We start from the raw sequence: 19,987 nt of genomic DNA, 5'->3' as shown, positions 1-19,987 counted from the left end.
CGCATGGGGCTGGATGATCTCACCGAGACCGAACTCCGGCTCTACACCGCGGTGGCGGACGGGAGCCCGGTCGACCTCACCGAGGCCGCGGACCGGACGGTCCGCGCCTCGGCCCTCACCCTCCTGCTGCACGACCCGCCCCCGCCCGACGGGGTGCCGGGGCTCCGGCTGCGCGGGGCGCGCGTCACCGGCAGGCTGCGCCTGCGCGGCACCGTCATCGACCACCCCCTCGTCTTCACCGAGTGCGAGTTCGACGAGCCGCCGCAGTTCATGGAGTCGATCACCCGGACGCTGCGGTTCGTGCGCTGCCGGATGCCCGGACTCGGCCTCGCCCGGCTGAGGCTGGACGGGGCGCTGTCCCTCAAGGGGTCCGTGATCACCGGCCAGGTGAACCTGGACCACGCCCAGATCGACGGCGAACTCCACCTGTCCGGCGCGACCCTCGGCGACGATCCGGCGGGCGAGGCCCTGCTCGGCGAGAGCCTCCTGGTCACCGGCCGGGCGAACTTCGACGCAGGGTTCACCGCGACGGGGTCGGTGCGCCTGCCGCACGCCCGGTTCGGCAGCGCGGTGCGCTTCTCCGACGCGCGCATCACCTCGGCCGACCAGTGGAGCGCGCTGCGCCTCGACAACGCCCACATCGGGGGGTCCTTCACGCTGCGCTCGGCCGCCGTCGCCAACCCGGGCCGGGTCGCGATCGCGGCGGGCGGCCTGCGGGCCGACGGGGCGCTGTGGCTCAACGAGGGGTTCAGCGCCGTCGGCGAGGTGCGGTTCATCGGCGCCACGCTCCGCGCCGCGCTCACCCTCACCGACGCGCGGCTCCAGGACTCCTCCCTCAACCTGGAGGCCGCGTCCCTCTCCGGCCTGCACGCCCGCGGCCTCGTCGTCGAAGGCGGGCAGGTCCGGCTCGTCAACGCCCGCCTCACCGGCGACCTGGAACTCTTCGGCGCCCGGCTGACGGCCGTGCCGAACAGCGCCGCCCTGGCCGCCGACGGCATGACCGCGGCGACGGCCCGCCTCGACGGCCTCACCGCCGAAGGCCGCGTCTCCCTCCGCAACACCGACATCGGCGAGATCCACCTCTCCCACGCCCGGCTGAAGGCGGGCCCCGACGGCCACGCCCTGCGCGGCGACCGCATCCGCTCCGGCGGCCTGTCCGCCGACTCCCTGCACGCCGAAGGCCGTGTCCTGCTGCGCGGCGCCGCCTTCACCGGCGACGTCCGGATGGGCGACTGCCGTCTGACCCCCGACGCCGACGGCCAGTGCCTGGACGCCGACAACATGGAGGCCGTCAACGTCCTCCTCCCCCGCCTCCACGCCGCCGGCCGGCTCTCCCTGGTCAACGCCCGCGTCACCGGCGACCTCGATCTGAGCTCCTCCCGTCTGGAGGTCGGGGACCGCGCTCTGGACGCCGCCGGGCTGACCGCGGGCAGCGTCCGCTCCGCGGGACTGGTCTCCGAAGGGCACGTCGTCTTCTCCGACTCCCGCGTCACCCGCGAGCTCGACCTCACCGACGCCCACCTCAAAGCCCGCGGCGGGTCGCTCACCGCGACCGGCCTCGAAGCGGGCGGGATCCTGGCCCGGCGGCTGCGCGCCGAGGGCCCGGTGGACTTCGACGACTCCCGCCTCGTCCGGGAGATGGACCTCGCCGAAGCCCGCATCGGGACGCACGGCGCCGGGCGGCGGGCGCTCAGCGCGGTGAGCCTCGTGGCGGGCGGCGTCTGCGTCCGGGGCCTGGAGGCGGAGGGCCCGCTCGTCTTCGACGACGCGCGGCTCACCCGGAACCTGGAACTGCACGGGGCGAAGCTGGGCATGGACGGCGAGGGGCTGTCCCTGTCCGCCGACGGGCTGGAGGCCGGGGGGATCTCCGCCGACGGGCTGGTCGCGGAGGGGCGGATATCGCTGCTCGGGAGCCAGATCGCCGGGGACGTGGTGCTCACCGGGGCGCAGGTCGGCGCCGACGTCGACGGACGCGCCGTGTCGGCCGCCGGTCTGAACGCGGTGCATCTCATCGCCGACGACGCCGGGTTCGAGGGCAGGGTCTCTTTGCGCGGAGCACAGGTGGCCGGGGACTTCCGGTTGGCCGGGGCGCGGATCACCAGCGAGATCGACGGGGTGGCGCTGCTGTGCAACGGCCTGGTCGCGGGCCAGGTGCTGCTCGACCGCCTGAGCGCCCGGGGCCGGATCTCACTGCGCGGGGCGCAGATCACCGCCGACCTCTCCGCCGAGGACGCCGTCTTCGTCGGCGACTCCGAGGGCAAGGCGTTCGCCGCCGAGGGGCTCAGCGCGGTCAACGTCCGCATGGCGCGGCTGCGGGCCGAGGGGAAGGTGTCGCTGCGCGGCTCCCAGCTGTCGGGGGTCGTCGAGTTCGCCGACGCCCATCTCACCGCGGCCGGAACGGATCCGGCGCTGCTGGCCAGCTGGATGACCGCGGGCGGGCTGCTGCTGAACGGCCTCACCGCCGCCGGCCGGATCGTCCTGCGCGGAAGCCAGGTCACCGGACAGACCCATCTGGACGACGTCCGGCTGACCGGGGACGGGGAGTACGCGATCCTCGCCGACGGCCTGAACACCCGCACCCTGCGGCTGCGCGGCGCCCGGATCGAAGGCGAGATCAACCTGCGCGGCGCCCGGATCTCCGACCTGTTCACCGCCCTGGACACCGAGTTCGTCAACCCCGGCCGGGTGGCCCTGCGGCTGTCGCTCGCCGAGGTCGTCGGAGACGTGTTCCTGACGCGGACCCGCTTCGAGGGGACGCTGCGCGTCGCCGAGGCCCGGATCGGCCGGACCCTCCAGCTCCGCGACACCGTCCTGGAGCGCCCTGAGGGGAGGGCCCTCGCCGCCAAGGGGCTGCAGGCGGGCCGCCTCCTGTTCGAGCACACCCGGCTGGACGGGATCGTGCAACTCAGCCACGCCCGCCTCGGCATCCTGGAGGACGACCCGGAGAACTGGCCGGAGGCGATCGAGCTCGACGGCCTGACCTACGAGGCGCTGGAGCCCCGGCTCGACCCGCAGACCCGGCTGGACTGGCTGGGCAGGGATCCGCGCGGCTTCCAGCCGCAGCCCTACGAGCAGCTCGCCGCCCACTACACCGCACTGGGCCAGCAGCGCCACGCCCAGACCGTCCTGCTGGCCAGGGAGCGCCGCCAGGGCCGCACCGCCTCCCGCGCGAGCCGGATGTGGGGACGGCTGCAGGACGTCACGGTCGGCTACGGCTACCAGCCGATGCGGGCCGCGACCTGGCTCGCCCTGCTCGTCGTGATCGGCTCGGTGGTGTTCTCGATCACCGAACCCGGGCCGGTCAAGGCCGACGAGCACCCGGACTTTAACCCCGTCATGTACACCGTCGACCTGCTGCTGCCGATCGTGGACCTGGGGCAGGAACGGGCCTTCAACCCGGTCGGCCCCTACCAGTGGTTCTCCTACCTGCTGGTGGCGGCGGGCTGGATCCTCGCCACGACCATCGCCGCGGGCGCCGCCCGCACCATCGGGCGCCGCTGAACCCTGGCAAGCGCGGACCCGGTCAGCGTTCGTAGTGGTAACGGCAGGCGGCGATACGGATCTGGTCGTCCACGATTTTGTAGACGAGTCGATGTTCGTCGGCGAGGACCCCGCCGGTACCCCGCGACGAAGACAGAACGAACATGCAGGTCGTAGGCGGCGCTTCGCCCCTTTGTGCATGCCGGGATCGGAAAATCATCTCGACATTAGAGAGGAGTCGCTATGTTGTGCATGTGAAGCTCGTGGTGCAGGTGAAGCTGCTCCCGGACGAGGCCGCCCGGGTGGCTCTGCGGGAGACGCTGCGCACTTGCAACCGGGCCGCCGACCACGCCTCCCGCCGCGCGTTCGAGACCGGCGTGACGGGCGGGCGGCCGCTTCAGCGGCTGGTGTACGGCGAGGTGAAGGCGATGGGATTGTCCGCCCAGCCCGCCCTGCACGCCGTCCGCAAGGCCGCCGGGGCCTACGCCACCTTGAAAGCGAACCTGAAGGCCGGGAACTACGGACCGGAAGGCTCCAAGCGGCGCAAGGCCGTGGAGGGCAAGCCGGTCCGGTTCCGCAAGGACGCCGCCCAGCCGTTCGACGACCGGTGCCTGTCCTGGCAGCTGGAGGCGCGCACCGTTTCGATCTGGACCGTCCGAGGCCGCGTGAGGGGCATCGGGTTCCAGTGCTCGCCGTCGCAGATGAAGATGCTCACCGAGTACCGGCGCGGGGAGTCCGATCTGGTGCTGCGGGGCGGAAGTTGGTATCTGCAGGCGACCTGCGAGGTCCCCGAGCCCGAATTGGGTAACCCGGTCGGGTTTTTGGGTGTGGATCTGGGCATCGTGAACATCGCCACCACCAGCGACGGCACCCGGCACGCCGGCAAACACCTCAACCAGGTCCGGCACAAGAACCGGCGGCTGCGCAGCAGGCTCCAGAAGAAGGGCACCAGGTCCGCCAAGCGGCTGCTGCGCAAGCTCTCCGGCCGGGAGGCGCGTTTCGCGGCCGACACCAACCACTGCATCGCCAAGAAGCTCGTGACCGAGGCTCAACGCACCTGCCGCGGTATCGCCCTGGAAGACCTGGGCGGCATCCGCGACAGGGTACGGCTCCGCAAGCCCCAGCGGGTCACGCTGCATTCCTGGTCGTTCGCCCAGCTCGGCGCGTTCGTCTCCTACAAGGCCGCCCTGGCGGGGGTACCGGTGGTGTTCGTAGACCCCCGATACACATCACAGGGCTGCTCCGCATGCGGTCACGTCAGCAGACGTAACCGGTCCGACCAGTCCACCTTCCATTGCACGTCGTGCGGCTTCGCTGAGCACGCCGACGTGAACGCAGGCCGCAACATCGCCCAACGTGGCGCGGCGGCCTGGGCAGTGAGTCACGCTGCCGACGACGCGGCCTGAACCACACCGGCCAGGTGCGGTGAAGAGCTGCAAGCTCGGCCTTTCAGGGCTGAGAAGTTGACCCCCGTCATGTACACCGTCGACCTGCTGCTGCCGATCGTGGACCTGGGCCAGGAACGCGCCTTCAACCCCGAAGGCCCCTACCAGTGGTTCTCCTACCTGCGGGTGGCGGCGGGCTGGATCCTGGCCACGACCATCGCGGCGGGCGCGGCCAGGACCATCGGCCGCCGCTGATGGTCCTGGCCCGCCGTCTCGTCAGCCGGATTCCCGGCCGGTCCCCTCACCGGCCTCCAGCCGATCGGTCGCGGCGCGCGGGCAGCGCGCGTTCTCCGGGCTGTTGAGCAGATGGGAGGTCTCGTCGAACGGCCGGGACCCCTCTCGTACAAGGCGGTGCAGTTCGGGCGGGAGGTCGCCGGAGTGGATGACGGTGAGGCGTCTCGTCGCGCGGGTGATGGCGACGTACAGGTCGTGGCCTCCGTTCGGGGACTCCTCGCGGATTCCGTCCGGGTCGACGAGGACGACGGCGTCGAACTCCAGGCCCTTGGATTCGGCCGCCGTCAGGATCACGACGGGCTGGTCGAGGGCTTCGGGCGTCACCTCCGCCGGAGCGTCCGGGAGGGCCGCGGTCACCTCCTGGCGTCGTGCCCGGGAGGTGATGACGGCCAGACGGCCCTCGCCGATCCGCTCCAGCTCGGCTTCGACCAGGCCGGGGAGACCATCGAGTGCGTCCATGCGGACGGCCTTCGGCGGGTCGCCCTCCTCCCGTACCGAGCGGGGCGCGACGGCGTGCGGGTCGACGCTCGCCAGCACGTCCTCGGCCACCGCCATGATCGCGCCGGGTGTGCGGTAGTTGACCAGCAGCCGCAGCTCCCGCCAGCGGTCCCCCACGAACGGCTCCAGCATCTCCGCCCAGTCGCGGGCGCCCGCCGCGCTGCCCGTCTGGGCGAGGTCGCCGACGATCGTCATCGACTTGGCGGGCACCCGGCGCATCACCGCGCGCCACGCCATGGAGGACAGTTCCTGCGCCTCGTCCACGATGACGTGCCCGTACGCCCACTCCCGGTCGGCGAGCCTTTCGGCGGCCGTGACGGGGCCGCGCTCCTCCCGCTGGCGTTCGGCGAGCATCCCGGCGTCCACCTCCGTGAGACCGGAGATCTGCAGGACGCCCCTGGCGTAGCGCTCCTCCTCGCGGCGCCGCTGCTCCTCACGGCGCTCGGCGGCCTTGTCCGCGCTGTCGTCCACGCCGAGGAGCTCGGCGGCCTCGTCCAGCAGCGGGACGTCCGCGACCGTCCACGGGGAGCCCGGCGCTCTTCGCAGCTCCGGGCAGCCGATGTGCCGGAGTGCCTCCGGGTCGGCGTACAGGTCGTTGAGGAAGCGTTCCGGGGTGAGTTCCGGCCACAGGGAGTCGATGAGACGCCGCACTTCGGGGTCGTCCCAGAGCGTCTCCTTGGCCAGTTCCAGATCGTGGTCCTCGCGCAGGCGGGAGGGCTCTTTAAGCAGTTCCTGCAGTTCTTTGCTCAGCCCGCCCTCTTCCAGGAGCCGCTGCAACGGCTCGTCGGTCTCGCGCTCCATCCGCTCCAGCTGGTCCTCGGCGAGCGCCGCGAGGACGTCGTGGACGAACACGCGCCGCTGGACGTTGTGCGGAGCTCTGACATTGCGCGCATGCTCACGCGCCCGCAGGGCGGCCTTGCTCGTGAGCGTGACGGGCATCCCGTCGGCCTCGAACGTCACGTCCTCGTCCGGGACGCGCTGGCGGGCCTTCAGCGCCTCCTCCAGCCGTTCGGCCATCCGCCCGTCGCCCTTGACGGCCTCGGCCTCCGGCGTCTCCGTCGCGGTGGCGTGCACCCCCGGGTACAGCGTCCCGAGCGGGCACAACGCGACGTCCGTCTCGCCGAGACCGGGCAGGACCCGCTCGATGTACCGCAGGAACGTCGGGTTGGGCCCCACGATGAGCACCCCGCGCCGGCTCAACGTCTCCCGGTACGTGTAGAGCAGGTAGGCGGCCCGGTGCAGCGCCGCGACCGTCTTCCCCGTCCCCGGCCCACCCTGAACGACCAGGATCCCCTGAAAACCGGCCCGGACGACTTCGTCCTGCTCCGCCTGGATCGTCGCGACGACGTCGCTCATCCGCCCCGTACGCCCCCGCCGGAGGCTCGCGAGCAGCGCCGCCTCCCCCACCAGCGACGCCCGATCCCCCGGCCGCATCGCCTCCAGGTCGAAGACCTCGTCGTCCAGATCGACGACCTTCCGCCCCCGCGTGTGCAGATGCCGCCGCCGCACCAGCTTCTCCGGATCGGCCGCGGTCGCGGTGTAGAACGGCCGCGCCGCGGGCGCCCGCCAGTCGATCAGCGCCGGGTCGCCCTCCTCGTCCCGCAACCCGATCCGCCCGATGTAGAGCGTGTCGTCCTTCCGGTCGATCCGCCCGAAGCACAGCCCGTGCTCGACCGCCGCGTACTGCGCGAGCTTCTTCTCCTTCTCATGGACGGCCGTCTCCCGGTCCACCCGCTGCTGGAACCCCCCGCCGCCACCCGCCTCGATCCGCTCCGACCCCTCGGCCCGAGCCCGGGCGGCGTCCAGCAGCCCGTACAGCCAGGTGACTTTTTCCTGCTCTTCCACGAGCGCCCTAGATGGCATGTGTGGTAAACTCCCAGTGGAAACGTGTGCCTGCACTTGGATGCAGATGACCAACGACCTCGGTACATCGGATGTTCCCGGCCGGGCGTTACAGTTTCCTCTTCCGCTTTCTCGGGTCGCTTCCCGATCACCCACTTATACGACAAACAACGTGTCACCCTCGCACGCCGGGGCACGGGTTACCCCATGGGACGAATCGCTGCCGAGGACCTGGTGGAACGTCTGATCGACTGGGGTGTCGACACCGTCTTCGGACTGCCGGGCGACGGCATCAACGGCATCATGGAGGCCCTGCGCCGGCATCAGGACCGGATCAGGTTCCTGCTCGTGCGGCACGAGGAGTCCGCCGCGTTCATGGCCGTCGCGCACGCCAAGGCCACCGGAAGGCTCGGCGTCTGCCTGGCCACCTCGGGCCCCGGCGCCATCCACCTGCTGAACGGCCTCTACGACGCCAAACTCGACCACGCGCCGGTCCTCGCCATCACGGGAACGCAGGAGACCGCCGTCCTCGGCAGCGGCTACCAGCAGGAGGTGCCCGTGGAGCACCTCTACGCCGACGTCGCGGAGTACAACCTGGTCGTCGACAATCCGGTGCAGCTCCCGGGCGTCGTGGACCTCGCCGTCCGCACCGCGCTGGCCCGCCGGGGCGTCGCCCACCTGAGCCTTCCGAACGACGTCCAGGTCGCCGACGCCGGCGCCGACCCATGGCAGCACGTCGCCCAGGCCCGCCCTCCGGCCACCGCCCCCGTCTTCCTCCCCGCGCCCGGAACGCCGCGCGCCGAGGACCTGGAGCGTGCCGCGCGGGTGCTCAACGAGGGAGAGCGAATCGCCCTGCTGGCCGGTGCGGGCGCGCTGCACGCCCGCGAGGAGATCCTGGCCGTCGCCGACGCGCTGGGCGCCCCCGTCATCAAGACTCTCCCCGGCAAGGCCGCCGTCCCCGACGACTCGCCGTTCTCCGTCGGCGGCATCGGCCTGCTGGGCACCCGCCCCGGCGAGGAGCTCGCCGAGGACTGCGACACCCTGTTCATGATCGGCACCAACTTCCCCTACACCAAGCACCTGCCCGAGCCCGGCTCGGTGCGCGTCGTCCAGTTGGAGGCCGACCCGGCCCGCGCCGGAGCCCGCCTGCCCACCGAGGTCCCCATGATCGGAGATGCCAAGGAGGGCCTCCGCGCGCTGCTCCCGCTGCTCGAACGCCGCCAGGACCGCGCACATCTGGTGAAGTACCAGGAGAAGATGAACGACTGGCGCCGGCGGATGGCGAGCCTCCAGAACCCCGAACGCGACCCCATCGCCCCCCAGTACGTCGTCGGCGTCCTCGACGACCTCGCCGCGGACGACGCGATCCTCACCTGCGACAGCGGCACCATCACCACCTGGGCGGCCCGCCACTGGACGATCCGCGGCGACCGCGGCTTCTACCTGTCGAGCAACCTCGCGTCGATGGCCCCCGGCCTGCCCTACGCCCTGGCCATGCAGCACGCCTTCCCCGGCCGCCAGATCATCGCCTACATCGGTGACGGCGGCTTCTCCATGCTGATGGCCGAGTTCCTCACCGCCGTCCACAACGACCTGCCGGTCAAGGTCGTCATCAACAACAACAACTCCCTCGGCCAGATCCTGTGGGAGCAGATGGTCCTCGGCTACCCCGAGCACGGCGTCCGCTTCTCCGAACACCCCGTCGCCGACTTCTCCCCCTGGGCCCGCTCCTGCGGCGGCTTCGGCGCGAAGATCACAAAGCCCGAGGACGTCCGCCCGGCCCTCGTCCAGGCCCTCGCACACGACGGCCCCGCCCTCGTCGACATCGACGTCAACCCGGACGAACCCCCGATGCCCGGCAAGGTCGAGCACGAGCAGGCCGAGAAGTTCGCCGAGGCGTTCCGCAAGGGCCAGCCCCGCCGCGCCTCGATCGCCACCACCCTGTTCAAGGACAAGATCCAGCAGTTCGGCGACTGACAACGGTCCCGAGCCCTCCCGGTCTCCGGCCACCGTGACCAGGCCGTCGAGAAGAGGATCAACCAGGAGTTGCGCGCACCGCTGGACGAAGCGGTCCGCACCTGGCGGGAGGCCTGGCGGGGGCATGCCCGAACACCGATACGGGACCTCTACCGGTTGAAGCCGAAACCCGCCGTTGCCCATCTCCACCGGCGCGAGTCGGACGGGCAGCACCCGGCCGAGCCCCTCATCGACCGGCGGCCCATGCTCCGGCCCCGCCTCCAGGTCGGCCATCTCTCCTCAGAGCCATCCACCACTCCCCTATGGGACGGCGCGGCCTCCGACGCGTCGGCCGTTTGAGGAGTTCTTACCGAGTCGTGGAGCCCGACCAGCTTGCGGCCGAGACGAGCTGTCTATACACAGTCGCCCATAACGGGAAAATCTTCGGCATGTGGTCAGTAATCGACGAGAGTGCTCGCCAACAGTGGGACTACATCCCTATGGGGAGTGCGGGCCGCTGTGGTTCGCCTCGATCCGGCTCCGGCTCCGCTCATGATCTCCGCCGGACCTAGTCGCCGGTCGTGCCGTCGAGCATCTCGCGCAGGATGTCCAGGTGGCCGTTGTGGCGAGCCGTCTCCTCGGTGAGGTGAAGGAGGATCCAGCGTAGGTCGACGTGGAGACCGTCGCGAACTGGTCGCCGGGCCCGCTCGTCCAGGCTGTTCCCGGCGACCAGTTCGCGGTAGCGGGCGCTGTGTTCGGCGTATTCGTCGAGCAACTGCGTGAGCGGGAAGTCGACGGCGATACGCATCTCGCGATCGGGATCGTCCTCGGTCCAGGGACCCCGGTCCTCCTCGCCGCAGAAGACCACCTGGAACCAGTAGTACTCGACCCAGCGAAGGTGGTTGATCACTCCGCTCACGGTCATCAGCGGTGAGCCCGGCAGGAGCGCCTTGCGGGCGTTCTCCGCAGAGACGCCGTCGCACTTGGCGCGGGCGGTGTCACGCGCGTAATCGAGAAACGTGGTGAGCTGGGTGCGCTCGTCCCACGCGGGTGGCGTGTCATCGGCTCTGGTCATCTCAAGAAGTGTCCCCGTTCACCACGACCGATGTCGAGATGTTTGACGGCGGGCTCGGGGAACGCCTCGGTGTAGAAGTCGAAGAGCGCCTGGTCGAGGGCGGGATGTCGGGACGGCTCGACCCGATCCAGTGCGGCCGTGACGCGGGAGGCGTTCTCGGCGAGGACGACGGTGTAGATGTCGTGGTGGAAGACCTCCACGCCGCTCCGCTCGTCGGAGCCCGTCCAATCCGCGGACCGCCCCGCCGGAACCGGAGCCACGGCGTTCACCATGTCCTTGGAGCACCGGTTCGGCGCGGCCCGCCGGGAGGAACTGGTGCGAGCCGACCGACCGCGCCGGCAGATGCAGCAGGCTGGTGACATAGAGACGCACATGGGACGAACTGTGAGCGAAGAGCGACGGGAACGGCGCCTGATTTACTGGGCGGATGGAGCTGCCCAGGGCCGCCGTTCTCGTCACCGAGATCGACGGTTTCCGTGCCGGAGGCCCCGGCTATTCCCTGCGTTTTCACCAGGACGTCCCCGGCGACCGGTGGTTCGTCGATTTCTGGCCACTCTGGTGTGCGGCGGTTCACCCGCAGGACGTCCACCGGTTCATCAGGACCTGCCTGACCGTGCTCAAGAGAGGAATGTTCGAGGAGTCGGCGCAATTCTTCGACGACGGTCACGTCAACGGTTCGGTGATCGTCGACGCGAACCGCGATGACGCCGGAACCGTGTGGCTGGCCGTGGATCTGAACGTCGATTTCCGGCAGGACCTGGTCGGGCATGACGCGAAAGGACGGCCTCTCTACCGCGACCACTCGCAGACCGTCTCGTTCTGGCCCGGCTGCCGCTTCGAGTCCCACCAGGACCGCGACCGGCTGCTCCGATCGCTGCGGATGCTGCGGGCGCGTCTCGACGGCCTCGACGATCCCGATCCGCCTGACGGCACCGTAGTCGTCGCCGAGTTCGACGACTTCTTCAGCGACGACGGCGACCATGACCGGCTCGGGCTGCGCTTCCACCATGACGAAGCCGGTGACCGGTGGTTCGTCTCCCTCTCGACGGAGAAGTCGATCTGCGAACCCGTCACGGGATTCCCGGTACGCAGCCTCCCGGTGACCCGGCAAGGGCTCCGCCGGTTCATCGACGCCTACCGGCACGCGACGACCGATCCCTTTGAGATCCCCGCGGAGACCCTGCTTCTCCACTACTACGACCACCGAATCGTCCTGCGCAGCTACGGCTTCAAGTACGACGAAACGAACGAAATGATCTTCTTGGAAGGGCGCGAGGTGGACCTTCTCCTGTACATCGAGTGCGGGACGGGATCAGAGTTCACCGGCCGGTCTCCGGACGGCGAACCGCTCTTCTCCGAGGGAAAGTTCGTCTGGTACTCGAGCTCCGTCTCGCTGCAGGACCCGCACAGCCTGCTGCGGAAGGTGACCGAACTGCGCGACCGCCTCGACCCGCCCGGTCCTTGAGCTACCGGCCACCGGGCCGGGTGGGCAGCCCGATCCCGAGCAGGTGGACGTCCGGCGAGATCAGCTCGTACCAGAGGTCCTCGAACGCGGCGCCGTACGACTGCAGCGTCCCGACCAGCATGTGTGCCGCCGTCGCCGCCTCCTCATCCCCCAGCACCGGAAACTCGCGGATCACGAGAAGTTTCCCGGAGCCCTCCGAGTCCGACGGCAGCCAACCCGACTCGGCCATCGCCGCCGACCACGCCGCGTCGGACTCGTCCGGGATGCCCGCCTCGATCCACAGCATCGGCCCCGACGCGTACCACTGCACGAACCGCCGGTCTCCCGGAGCACGCACGACCACGACGAAATCCCCGAGATCGCCCAGAAGCGCGAAATCCCGAACGACGGCCACCAGCGTCTTCGCCAGCCGCTCCTCGAACTCCGCCCACCCGTCCGCGAAGTACCCGCCCGGAACGAACAGGTCCGCTTCGCCTTCCTTCCAGTTGACCACCTGCCAGTAACCGAGCGGCCCGAGCCCGTCCTCGGCCTCGCCCCACTTCGCCACCTGGTACTCCGCGTTCTCGACGGCCTCGAGGGGGCGGAGCTCCAAGTACACCCCGAGCCGACCGTGCTCGAGCTCCAGCAACCGGTCCTTCCCTCGCCACCGCAGCGACGGCCCCGGCCCCCGCATGACCGACGGCACTCCGAGCTCGTCTTCGATCGCCGACCTCAGTCGGCGGAACAGCTCCTCCCCCTCCCCCGCCCGAACCGAGATCTGCGATCGCTCGTCACCGGCCCCATGCCGCGCGAACACCCCCCGACCCGTCCCGAGCCCGGTCTCGTACTCCTCCCGCCCACTCGGCCGCCGACGCCTCCGCTGCCACTCCAATTCCTCATCGGAATACTCCGCGGCCCGCCACCCGAGCACCTCCAGCGCCCGCCCGAACGCCGCGTCATCCCACCCGCCCATCTCAATCGCCACGAACCGCCGAACAAGCTCACGGACCTGGTCATCATCGAGTGCCATGGCAGCAGATCATAGGCCGCCGAAAGCCACGCGCGGCTTTCTGGGCGAAACCTCCTGCGGCACGTCAGAACCGGCGACGGCAAATGGTCATCACCCTCTCCGAACAGGGTTCCGACGATTTTCCCTCGACGACATGCTCGGCCGCGCCCTCGCCGTCTCCGGCCTCCCGAGCCGATGCGGTCGCAGCGCGGATGACGCCGGACCTGGTGGAAGTCCCCCGGCTCTCTCCCGCCGGGCGCCGTACCTCGTGAGGGCGCATAACGATTCGAGTGGTTCTGGTGGAGTTTCTGGTAGTTGGACGGTGACTGGTGTCCCCTGTTCCCATGGACGAATGGACGGTCCCGGGGCTCGTGGAACTGGCGGAGCTGGGTCGGGGGGCCCAGGGGCGGGTGGTGCTCGCCCGGCGCGAGCAGGACGGGGAGGCCGTCGCCGTCAAGTATCTGGTCGACGCCGACGAGGCGGCCCAGGCCAGGTTCCGGGAGGAGGCGGCTCTGCTGGCCGGGGTCGGCGACCCGCATGTGGCGCGGCTGCTGGAGTTCGTCGAGGACGGCGAACACTCGGCGATCGTGATGGAGTACGTCGAGGGCGTGACGCTTCGCAGGCTGCTGGGCGCGTCCGGACGGCGGCTCACCGCCGAAGAGGCGCTGGTGGTGTTGAAGGGCTCACTCCTGGGGCTGGGGGCGGCGCACTCCGTCGGGGTCGTCCACCGGGACTACAAACCGGAGAACGTGCTGGTCCGGCCCGACGGGGCGAGCAAACTCGTCGACTTCGGGGTGGCCGCGCGGACGGGCGGCCGAGGCCGGACGGGGACCGCCCCGTACATGGCTCCCGAGCAATGGCTGCGTGAACCCGTCGGACCCGGGACGGACGTCTACGCGGCGACCTGCGTGTTCTTCGAATGCCTCACCGGACGTCCCCCGTTCGGAGCCGACGAGCACGGCCACGTCCACGGGGAGATCCCGCTGGCCGAGGTTCCGGAGCAGGTCCGTGAACTGGTCCGGGCGGGATTGGCGAAGGCCGTCTCGGCCCGGCCCGTGAACGCCGTCGTCTTCCTGCGGAGCCTCGATGAGGTCGCCCGCCGGAGCTACGGGCGGAAGTGGGAGAAACGCGGTGCCCGAGGTCTCGCGGCGCTGGCCGGCCCGCTGCTGGCCGGGGCGGGAATGACCGCGCTCTCGGGGGGCGCCGCCTCCGTGGTGACGCCGTCGGTGGCCAAGACGTGGCTCGTGGGCAAGCTCGGGACACTGGCCGTGGCGTCCCTCACGGTCGCGGGCGTCGGGATCTTCGTCGTGAGCCGCCCGGACTCCGGCCCGCGGAACCCGCCTCCGCTGGAACTGGCCTTCGTCTCCCAGACCGATACCTACCCGGATCTCCGGTACACCACCGAGGGCGCCCGGATCGTGCAGGTCTCCGGCCACCGCGACCCCGCCGTCGAAAAGAAGATCAACCAGGTGCTGCGCGAGCCGCTGGACGAGGCGGTGCGGGTCTGGCGGGAGGCCTGGCGGGAGAACAGGGAGATCCGGTCGCCGCTACAGGAGTCACCGGAGCCGCGGGACCTCTACCGGCTGGAGCTGGCCCCCTCCGTCGGGCTGCGCGGCCCCGGCCTGGTCTCGGTGCTCTACGAGATCACCATGCCCTTCTCCCTGGACCTCGGCGGCATGCGCACCGAGGTCTACCGCGCGGTGACCGTCGACACCCGCACCGGCGAACAGGTCCCGCAGGAGGCGTTCTTCCGCGAGGGCTCCCTGGCGGAACTGTCCCGGAGGATCCCGCATCCGCCCAACGGCCCCGAAGCGCATACGGACATAGGCCATTTCGTCTGGCGCTCCCTCGAGACCGAGGGCCTGACCTCGCGTCCACTCCCCGATCCCGGAGTCGAACTGGCCCTCACCCCCGAGAGCCTTCGGATCGGCTGGCACAGCACCGACGGGGCCGAAGGCGGCGAGAACCTCCGCAAGACCGTGGACGTGCCCTACACGGACGTCCAGGACCTGATGGCACCGCGGATCCGCGACCTCGTCCCCGAGGCGGGCGCCGCCCAGGGAACCCCGGCTTCGACACCGCCGTCCCCCGCCGGGGAATTCCAGGTCCGGACGTTCGGCACCTCGGACGTCTTCTCCGCCCCCGACCCGTCGGCCCGACGCCTTCGCCTTCTGCGGGCAGGCCGCCACACCGTCCACTGCAAGGTCCCCGGCCCCGAGGTACGGGTGGACGACTCCTACAACCACTGGTGGCTGCGGCTCCGCGAACCCGACGGCAGCGACTCCTACTTCTCCGCCTACCACCTGCGCGACTGGGGCGACGACGAGGCCAAGGACGACGACGGCCGCGAGATCCCCGACTGCCCCTGAGCCTCTTCCGGAGAAGCAACGGTGATCTCATCCGGCAAAGGTCCGGGGAGCGGGCCGGTGCGTCAGCCGACGGGGACGCCGAACCAGCGGGACAGCCGGTCGCGCAGGTCCTGTTGGTCGTCGCCGACCCACGCCACGTGGCCGTCCGGGCGCAGCAGCACCGCGGACACGTCCAGTTCCTCGCTGGTGTCGACCGCATCGACCACGTGGTCGACCCGGTCCGTCCAGCCGTCGGCCGAGAGCCGGCCGGTCTGGTCGAGCAGGAGGCCGCGGCCGCCGTGCATCAGTTCGTACAGGCGGCCCTGCTTCAGTTTCACGTCCCGCAACCGCCTGCCGAGCAGGTCGTGGCCCTCGCCGAAGTCGTAGCGGACTCCTATCGCGGTGATCTTCTCGGTCAGGTGGCGGCGCACCTCTTCGAAGTCCATCAGCTCGGCCACCAGCCGGCGCACCGCCTGGGGGCCCGGCTCGGTGGACAGCAGTTCCATCTGCGCGCGGGTGTTGTCCAGCACGTCGGCGGCGACCGGGTGCCGTTCGGTCTGGTAGCTGTCCAGGAGGTCCTCCGGCGCCCAGCCGTTGACTTCGGCGGCCAGTTTCCAGCCGAGGTTGAACGCGTCCTGGACGCCGAGGTTGAGACCCTGGCCGCCGACCGGCGGGTGGATGTGCGCCGCGTCGCCCGCCAGGAGCACGCGGCCGGACCGGTAGCGCTCGGCCTGCCGGGTGGCGTCGCCGAAGCGGGAGAGCCAGCGCGGCGAGTGCACGCCGAAGTCGGTGCCGGCGACCGCCCGCAGCTGCTGCTTGAACTCCTCGATGGTCGGCGGGACCGAGCGGTCCTCGGCCACCCCTTCGGCGGGCACGCCGACGCGGTACACGCCGTCCCCGAGGGGCATGGCGCCGAACCTCAACTGGGTCTCGCGGACCTCGGCCACCACGGCGGCCAGCGTCTCCGGCGGCGCGGTCACCTCCATCTCGCCCAGCAGCGTCTCGGTGCTGGAGGGCTCGCCGGGGAAGCCGACGCCGAGCAGTTTGCGCACCGTGCTACGGCCGCCGTCGCAGCCGACGAGATAGCGCGAGCGCAGTCGTGTGCCGTCGGCCAGCTCGGCGGTCACCCCGTGGTCGTCCTGGCTCAGCCCGACCAGCTCGCAGCCGCGCCGGACCTCGGCGCCGACCTCGATGGCGTGCTCGTGCAGCAGGCGATCGATGACGGGCTGCGGGATGCCGAGGATGTAGGGGTGCGCGGTGTCCAGCCCGCCAGGCGCCGGCTTGATGATGCCGGCGAAGCCGCCACCGGCCGGGTACCGCACGCCGAGCGCCAGGAACCGCTCCAGCAGACCGCGCTGGTCCATCACCTCGATGCTGCGCACGTGCAGGCCGAGCGCGCGGACGAACCTGGTCGGCTCCGCCTCCTTCTCCAGTACGAGCACGCGTACCCCGTGCAGTCGCAACTCCCCGGCCAGCATCAAGCCGGTCGGCCCCCCACCGGCGATGATCACGTCGAACATGAGCCCCCGATTCAAAAAGGTCGTGTTTCGGCCGGCTGCTGCGCACTATCCGGCAGTACGCCCCGTAGACGCATTTCCACAGGTCCCGACTTCTGCCGGAGATTCTGCGGCACCACCCGGGTCTTGCCGCAAGCCCCCCGGCGCGCTATACGTTGAGAATGGAGGGGAGTTCACGCTCTTCCCGACGCCTATCGCCCTGTGTCGACGAACAGACCGATTCCCGCCCAGAGGAACGGAGTCAGCGTTTGCGGGGCTTGCTCGGGGTGAACAGCATCCACAGGCCGAGGCCGAGAAAGACCAGGCTGGCGAGGCGCGGGACGGAGCGGTCCTGGAGGCCGCAGAGGCCGGGGCTGGCCCAGATGTTGGTGCAGCCGCCTTCACCGGAGAAGCTGATCGCGATCCCTATACCGACGGCCAGCACGCCGAACACGAGGGTGATCACGTTCGAGACGACCCTTCGGACGAGCGGCGCCGAGACATCCGGGGGCTGGACGTACCCGGCGGCCGGCGGAGGAGGGGGCTGAGACGGGGCAGGGGCCGCTCCCTCCAGCAGTTCCACATTGCGGATGTGCCTGCTGCCCAGCAGTTCTCCGGCGAATTCGTGGAGCGCGGGTTCCGCCCAGTCCGCCAAGTGCAGCACCTGGCGTTCACCGCTTTCAAAATGGATGACCACTCTGTGTGCCACGCATCAGGTCTATCAAAGCGCCGCCGCCGACCGAATGTTTTTCCGATGTCCTTATCCGGTCACCCGAACTGTGCCGCGCCGACCGCCTCCGCCGCGGGCGCCGTGATGCGCTTGGGTACCGAAAGACCGCGGGGCGGGAGGCGGAGCGGATGCGGACGGAGCGGTTCACCCTCGTCGAGGAGCTGGGCAGCGGCGCGGCCGGGGTGGTCTGGCGGGCGCGGGACGAGGTCCTGAGGCGCGAGGTGGCGCTCAAACGCCTGCTCAGATACCCCGGCCTGACGCCCGAGCGGCTCGCCGCCCGCAGCGAGCGGCTGCTGCGCGAGGCCCGTGCCGCGGCACAGCTCGACCACCCGAACGCCGTCACCGTCTTCGACATCCTGAGGCACGAGGACGACGTCTTCGTCGTCATGGAATATGTCGCAGGACGTAGCCTGCAGGAGGTGGTCGAAAACGATGGACCGCTTTCCCCGGTCCGTTCCGCGCATATCGGAATGCAGCTCATCGACGTGCTGGCGACCGCGCACGAGAACGGCATCGTCCACCGTGACGTCAAGCCGGCGAATATCCTGCTCCTGCCCGGAGACCGCGTGAAACTCGCCGATTTCGGCATCGCCCGCCTGGAGTTCGACCCGACCATCACCGCGGAGGGATCCTGGATCGGCTCGCCCGCCTACATGGCGCCCGAGCAGGCCAGGGGCGAGCGCAGCGGGCCCGAGACGGACCTGTGGGCGCTGGGCGCGACCCTGTACTTCATGGTCGAGGGCCGCCGGGCGTTCGACGGGCACGGCCCCGAGGAGATCATCGCGGCGGTGCTGCGCGGCACCGTGGCGCCGCCGCAACGCGCCGGCCCCGCCCTGCGACGGGTGATGGGCCGCCTGCTCACGCAGGACCGGGCCCGGCGGCCCTCTCCACTGTGGATCCGCCGGGAACTGGAGACCGCCGCCGAGACGACCCCGACGCGGGAGGACGACTCCGAGCTCCGGCAGCCCGGCGTGAAACCGTCGGACGCATCGTCCGGCCGCACGTCCACCCGGCACATACAGCCCGTCATAACGCGAGCCGACGCCACTCACGACGACGGCATGCGGTTCCCCATCACCTGGTGGTGGCGGACCGGTAGGTACCTCCCGCGGGTGTTCGCGGCCCTGCTGCTCTCGGTACCGATGAGCACGGCCCCCGCGGCGTTCCGATGGGTCCTCTTCGCCGCTACGGTCTGGTGGGCGGCCAAAGCCGCGTCCGGCTCCTTGCGCCCCGGCCTCCTCCTCGTCGGCCCCGACGGCCTTGCCGTGCACGACGGCCTCCTCCGGCTGCGCCTGGCCTGGCCGCAGATCGCGGCGATGAACCTGGTCACGGTCCGGACACCGCCCTCCGGCACCGTGCTCATGGTGAGGACCGGCTACGTTCCGGGGTTGCCTGACCCGCTGCGCGGGCAGCGGCTCGGTCTCTCCCGCTCGGTGTTCCCGTGGCGGGAGCGCCGCACGGGCTGGATCGGCGTCTGCTACCTGAACCGGCTCCGCGCGCGGCCGGGCGAGGTCGAGGCCGCGATCGCCCGCTTCGCCGGACCCCGCGCCCCGGCTCCCCCGACGATGGCCGACTGACCGGGGTGATGCGGCTGGGCGCCTCCCACCGGGGCTTTCGCCGCAGGCGGCCAGGGCTTCCAGATCGGTTGCGTTCCGGGTCGGTGGCCGGGTGGACGGCGTCCAAATAGCATGCCTTTCATGGAGAGAGCCGCCTTGATACAGCAGATCGACGACGCGACCGGGAGACTCCTCGCCACGGTGGGGCGGCTCACCGATGAGGAGGTGCGGGGGCCTTCCCTCCTGCCCGGCTGGACTCGCGGTCATGTGCTCGCCCATGTCGCCCGGGGCGGGGACGCCCTGCGCAACCTTCTGGTGTGGGCGCGCACCGGAGTCGAGACCCAGGCCTACACGAGCCGGGAGGCGCGGGACGAGGCGATCGAAGCCGGTTCCGGACGCCCCGCCGCCGAGCATGTCAAGGACATCGCCGGCTCGGCCGAGGCGTTCGGTTCCGAGGTCGCCGCCATGCCTGACGGCTCGTGGGGATTTCAGCTGAGCGTTCCCGGCATTCCGACTTTTCCGGCCGACGGGGTCCTGACGCGGCGACTCGTCGAACTCGAACTGCACCACACCGACCTGGACGCGGGCTACCACCCGTCCGACTGGCCGTCCTCGTTCACCGAACTCGACCTCCCCGAACCGATGAGGTCGCAGCGCGACGAACGCCTGGCCTGGTGAGAGCCCGGTCTTTCTCAGCGGTGCAGCCGGTGGCGCCCTCGCCGCGCCCGCCACGGCGAGGCTTTGACACGGGGTGACGCGGAATCCCGCGGAGTGCGAACCCCGGCCTCCTCGGCCGCCGCGACCCCTCATCCCGCACGAGCACGAGCCGCTCAGCACCGCCGACCGCCCGGCTGCGCGGCCGAAAGGGAAAGAG

15 protein-coding genes are annotated in these 19,987 nt (G+C 70.7%); 8 read left to right on the top strand and 7 right to left on the bottom strand.

Features of this window, described 5'->3' with window-relative positions:
• The first annotated feature begins 3 nt into the window (after nucleotides 1-3).
• Nucleotides 4-3,501, top strand: a complete 3,498-nt coding sequence (locus tag ABD327_RS13995; protein ID WP_344450779.1) for a translocation/assembly module TamB domain-containing protein — start codon at nucleotides 4-6, stop codon at nucleotides 3,499-3,501.
• 22 nt (nucleotides 3,502-3,523) lie between these two features.
• Here the strand turns inward: ABD327_RS13995 and ABD327_RS13990 are convergent, their stop codons facing one another.
• Nucleotides 3,524-3,646: a type II toxin-antitoxin system YoeB family toxin gene (locus tag ABD327_RS13990; RefSeq protein WP_344450778.1), complete on the bottom strand. Its 123-nt coding sequence runs from the start codon at nucleotides 3,644-3,646 to the stop codon at nucleotides 3,524-3,526.
• An 88-nt stretch (nucleotides 3,647-3,734) separates the two neighbouring features.
• Here ABD327_RS13990 and ABD327_RS13985 point away from each other — a divergent pair, with 88 nt between their 5' ends.
• Together ABD327_RS13985 and ABD327_RS13980 are read left to right on the top strand one after the other, a co-directional pair.
• Nucleotides 3,735-4,886, top strand: coding sequence for an RNA-guided endonuclease InsQ/TnpB family protein (locus ABD327_RS13985; protein WP_344450777.1), 1,152 nt, complete (start codon nucleotides 3,735-3,737; stop codon nucleotides 4,884-4,886).
• Nucleotides 4,887-4,943: 57 nt separating this feature from the next.
• Nucleotides 4,944-5,120 (top strand): hypothetical protein, encoded by a 177-nt coding sequence (locus ABD327_RS13980; RefSeq protein ID WP_344450776.1) that lies wholly within the window; start codon nucleotides 4,944-4,946, stop codon nucleotides 5,118-5,120.
• Nucleotides 5,121-5,141: 21 nt separating this feature from the next.
• On the opposite strand, the gene ABD327_RS13975 is transcribed toward ABD327_RS13980, so the two are convergent.
• Nucleotides 5,142-7,520: a HelD family protein gene (locus tag ABD327_RS13975; protein ID WP_344450775.1), complete on the bottom strand. Its 2,379-nt coding sequence runs from the start codon at nucleotides 7,518-7,520 to the stop codon at nucleotides 5,142-5,144.
• 186 nt (nucleotides 7,521-7,706) lie between these two features.
• On the opposite strand from ABD327_RS13975, the gene ABD327_RS13970 reads away from it, so the two are divergent.
• Nucleotides 7,707-9,476: a thiamine pyrophosphate-binding protein gene (locus tag ABD327_RS13970; protein WP_344450774.1), complete on the top strand. Its 1,770-nt coding sequence runs from the start codon at nucleotides 7,707-7,709 to the stop codon at nucleotides 9,474-9,476.
• Nucleotides 9,477-10,023: 547 nt separating this feature from the next.
• Here the strand turns inward: ABD327_RS13970 and ABD327_RS13965 are convergent.
• The gene (locus tag ABD327_RS13965; protein ID WP_344450773.1) at nucleotides 10,024-10,530 is read right to left on the bottom strand and encodes a DinB family protein; all 507 of its coding nucleotides are present in this window, start codon (nucleotides 10,528-10,530) and stop codon (nucleotides 10,024-10,026) included.
• Nucleotides 10,527-10,802 carry a hypothetical protein gene (locus ABD327_RS13960; RefSeq protein WP_344450772.1) on the bottom strand — a complete coding sequence of 92 codons (276 nt, stop codon included), beginning with the start codon at nucleotides 10,800-10,802 and terminating at the stop codon, nucleotides 10,527-10,529. The genes ABD327_RS13965 and ABD327_RS13960 overlap by 4 nt, the downstream gene beginning before the upstream one ends.
• Nucleotides 10,803-10,957: 155 nt before the next feature.
• On the opposite strand from ABD327_RS13960, the gene ABD327_RS13955 reads away from it, so the two are divergent.
• The gene (locus ABD327_RS13955) at nucleotides 10,958-11,995 is read left to right on the top strand and encodes a hypothetical protein (RefSeq protein ID WP_344450771.1); all 1,038 of its coding nucleotides are present in this window, start codon (nucleotides 10,958-10,960) and stop codon (nucleotides 11,993-11,995) included.
• A 1-nt stretch (nucleotide 11,996) separates the two neighbouring features.
• On the opposite strand, the gene ABD327_RS13950 is transcribed toward ABD327_RS13955, so the two are convergent.
• The gene (locus ABD327_RS13950) at nucleotides 11,997-13,004 is read right to left on the bottom strand and encodes a TY-Chap domain-containing protein (RefSeq protein WP_344450770.1); all 1,008 of its coding nucleotides are present in this window, start codon (nucleotides 13,002-13,004) and stop codon (nucleotides 11,997-11,999) included.
• Between the two features lie 323 nt (nucleotides 13,005-13,327).
• Here ABD327_RS13950 and ABD327_RS13945 point away from each other — a divergent pair, with 323 nt between their 5' ends.
• Nucleotides 13,328-15,352, top strand: coding sequence for a serine/threonine-protein kinase (locus ABD327_RS13945; RefSeq protein WP_344450769.1), 2,025 nt, complete (start codon nucleotides 13,328-13,330; stop codon nucleotides 15,350-15,352).
• A 62-nt stretch (nucleotides 15,353-15,414) separates the two neighbouring features.
• On the opposite strand, the gene rox is transcribed toward ABD327_RS13945, so the two are convergent.
• Both rox and ABD327_RS13935 read right to left on the bottom strand, forming a co-directional pair.
• Nucleotides 15,415-16,851: a rifampin monooxygenase gene (gene rox / locus ABD327_RS13940; protein WP_344450768.1), complete on the bottom strand. Its 1,437-nt coding sequence runs from the start codon at nucleotides 16,849-16,851 to the stop codon at nucleotides 15,415-15,417.
• A 238-nt stretch (nucleotides 16,852-17,089) separates the two neighbouring features.
• On the bottom strand, nucleotides 17,090-17,536 hold the full coding sequence (locus ABD327_RS13935; protein ID WP_344450767.1) for a hypothetical protein: 447 nt from the start codon (nucleotides 17,534-17,536) through the stop codon (nucleotides 17,090-17,092).
• A 149-nt stretch (nucleotides 17,537-17,685) separates the two neighbouring features.
• On the opposite strand from ABD327_RS13935, the gene ABD327_RS13930 reads away from it, so the two are divergent.
• Both ABD327_RS13930 and ABD327_RS13925 read left to right on the top strand, forming a co-directional pair.
• Nucleotides 17,686-19,134 (top strand): serine/threonine-protein kinase, encoded by a 1,449-nt coding sequence (locus tag ABD327_RS13930; RefSeq protein ID WP_344450766.1) that lies wholly within the window; start codon nucleotides 17,686-17,688, stop codon nucleotides 19,132-19,134.
• Between the two features lie 120 nt (nucleotides 19,135-19,254).
• Nucleotides 19,255-19,791: a maleylpyruvate isomerase N-terminal domain-containing protein gene (locus tag ABD327_RS13925; protein WP_344450765.1), complete on the top strand. Its 537-nt coding sequence runs from the start codon at nucleotides 19,255-19,257 to the stop codon at nucleotides 19,789-19,791.
• Nucleotides 19,792-19,987 lie beyond the last annotated feature (196 nt).

It is taken from the genome of Actinocorallia aurantiaca (assembly GCF_039533685.1).
Lineage (GTDB): Bacteria > Actinomycetota > Actinomycetes > Streptosporangiales > Streptosporangiaceae > Actinocorallia > Actinocorallia aurantiaca.
The sequence above is the reverse complement of the archived record's forward strand: the minus strand, read 5'-3'. Positions and strand labels throughout refer to the sequence as shown.

What these genes read in the sequence shown, in the direction of transcription:
- ABD327_RS13950 (WP_344450770.1), bottom strand. Translation starts at nt 13,004, where the DNA reads ATGGCACTCGATGATGACCAGGTCCGTGAGCTTGTTCGGCGGTTCGTG.
- ABD327_RS13970 (WP_344450774.1), top strand. Translation starts at nt 7,707, where the DNA reads ATGGGACGAATCGCTGCCGAGGACCTGGTGGAACGTCTGATCGACTGG.
- ABD327_RS13955 (WP_344450771.1), top strand. Translation starts at nt 10,958, where the DNA reads ATGGAGCTGCCCAGGGCCGCCGTTCTCGTCACCGAGATCGACGGTTTC.
- ABD327_RS13975 (WP_344450775.1), bottom strand. Translation starts at nt 7,520, where the DNA reads ATGCCATCTAGGGCGCTCGTGGAAGAGCAGGAAAAAGTCACCTGGCTG.
- rox (WP_344450768.1), bottom strand. Translation starts at nt 16,851, where the DNA reads ATGTTCGACGTGATCATCGCCGGTGGGGGGCCGACCGGCTTGATGCTG.
- ABD327_RS13990 (WP_344450778.1), bottom strand. Translation starts at nt 3,646, where the DNA reads ATGTTCGTTCTGTCTTCGTCGCGGGGTACCGGCGGGGTCCTCGCCGAC.
- ABD327_RS13960 (WP_344450772.1), bottom strand. Translation starts at nt 10,802, where the DNA reads ATGGTGAACGCCGTGGCTCCGGTTCCGGCGGGGCGGTCCGCGGATTGG.
- ABD327_RS13925 (WP_344450765.1), top strand. Translation starts at nt 19,255, where the DNA reads ATGGAGAGAGCCGCCTTGATACAGCAGATCGACGACGCGACCGGGAGA.
- ABD327_RS13965 (WP_344450773.1), bottom strand. Translation starts at nt 10,530, where the DNA reads ATGACCAGAGCCGATGACACGCCACCCGCGTGGGACGAGCGCACCCAG.
- ABD327_RS13995 (WP_344450779.1), top strand. Translation starts at nt 4, where the DNA reads ATGGGGCTGGATGATCTCACCGAGACCGAACTCCGGCTCTACACCGCG.
- ABD327_RS13930 (WP_344450766.1), top strand. Translation starts at nt 17,686, where the DNA reads ATGCGGACGGAGCGGTTCACCCTCGTCGAGGAGCTGGGCAGCGGCGCG.
- ABD327_RS13945 (WP_344450769.1), top strand. Translation starts at nt 13,328, where the DNA reads ATGGACGAATGGACGGTCCCGGGGCTCGTGGAACTGGCGGAGCTGGGT.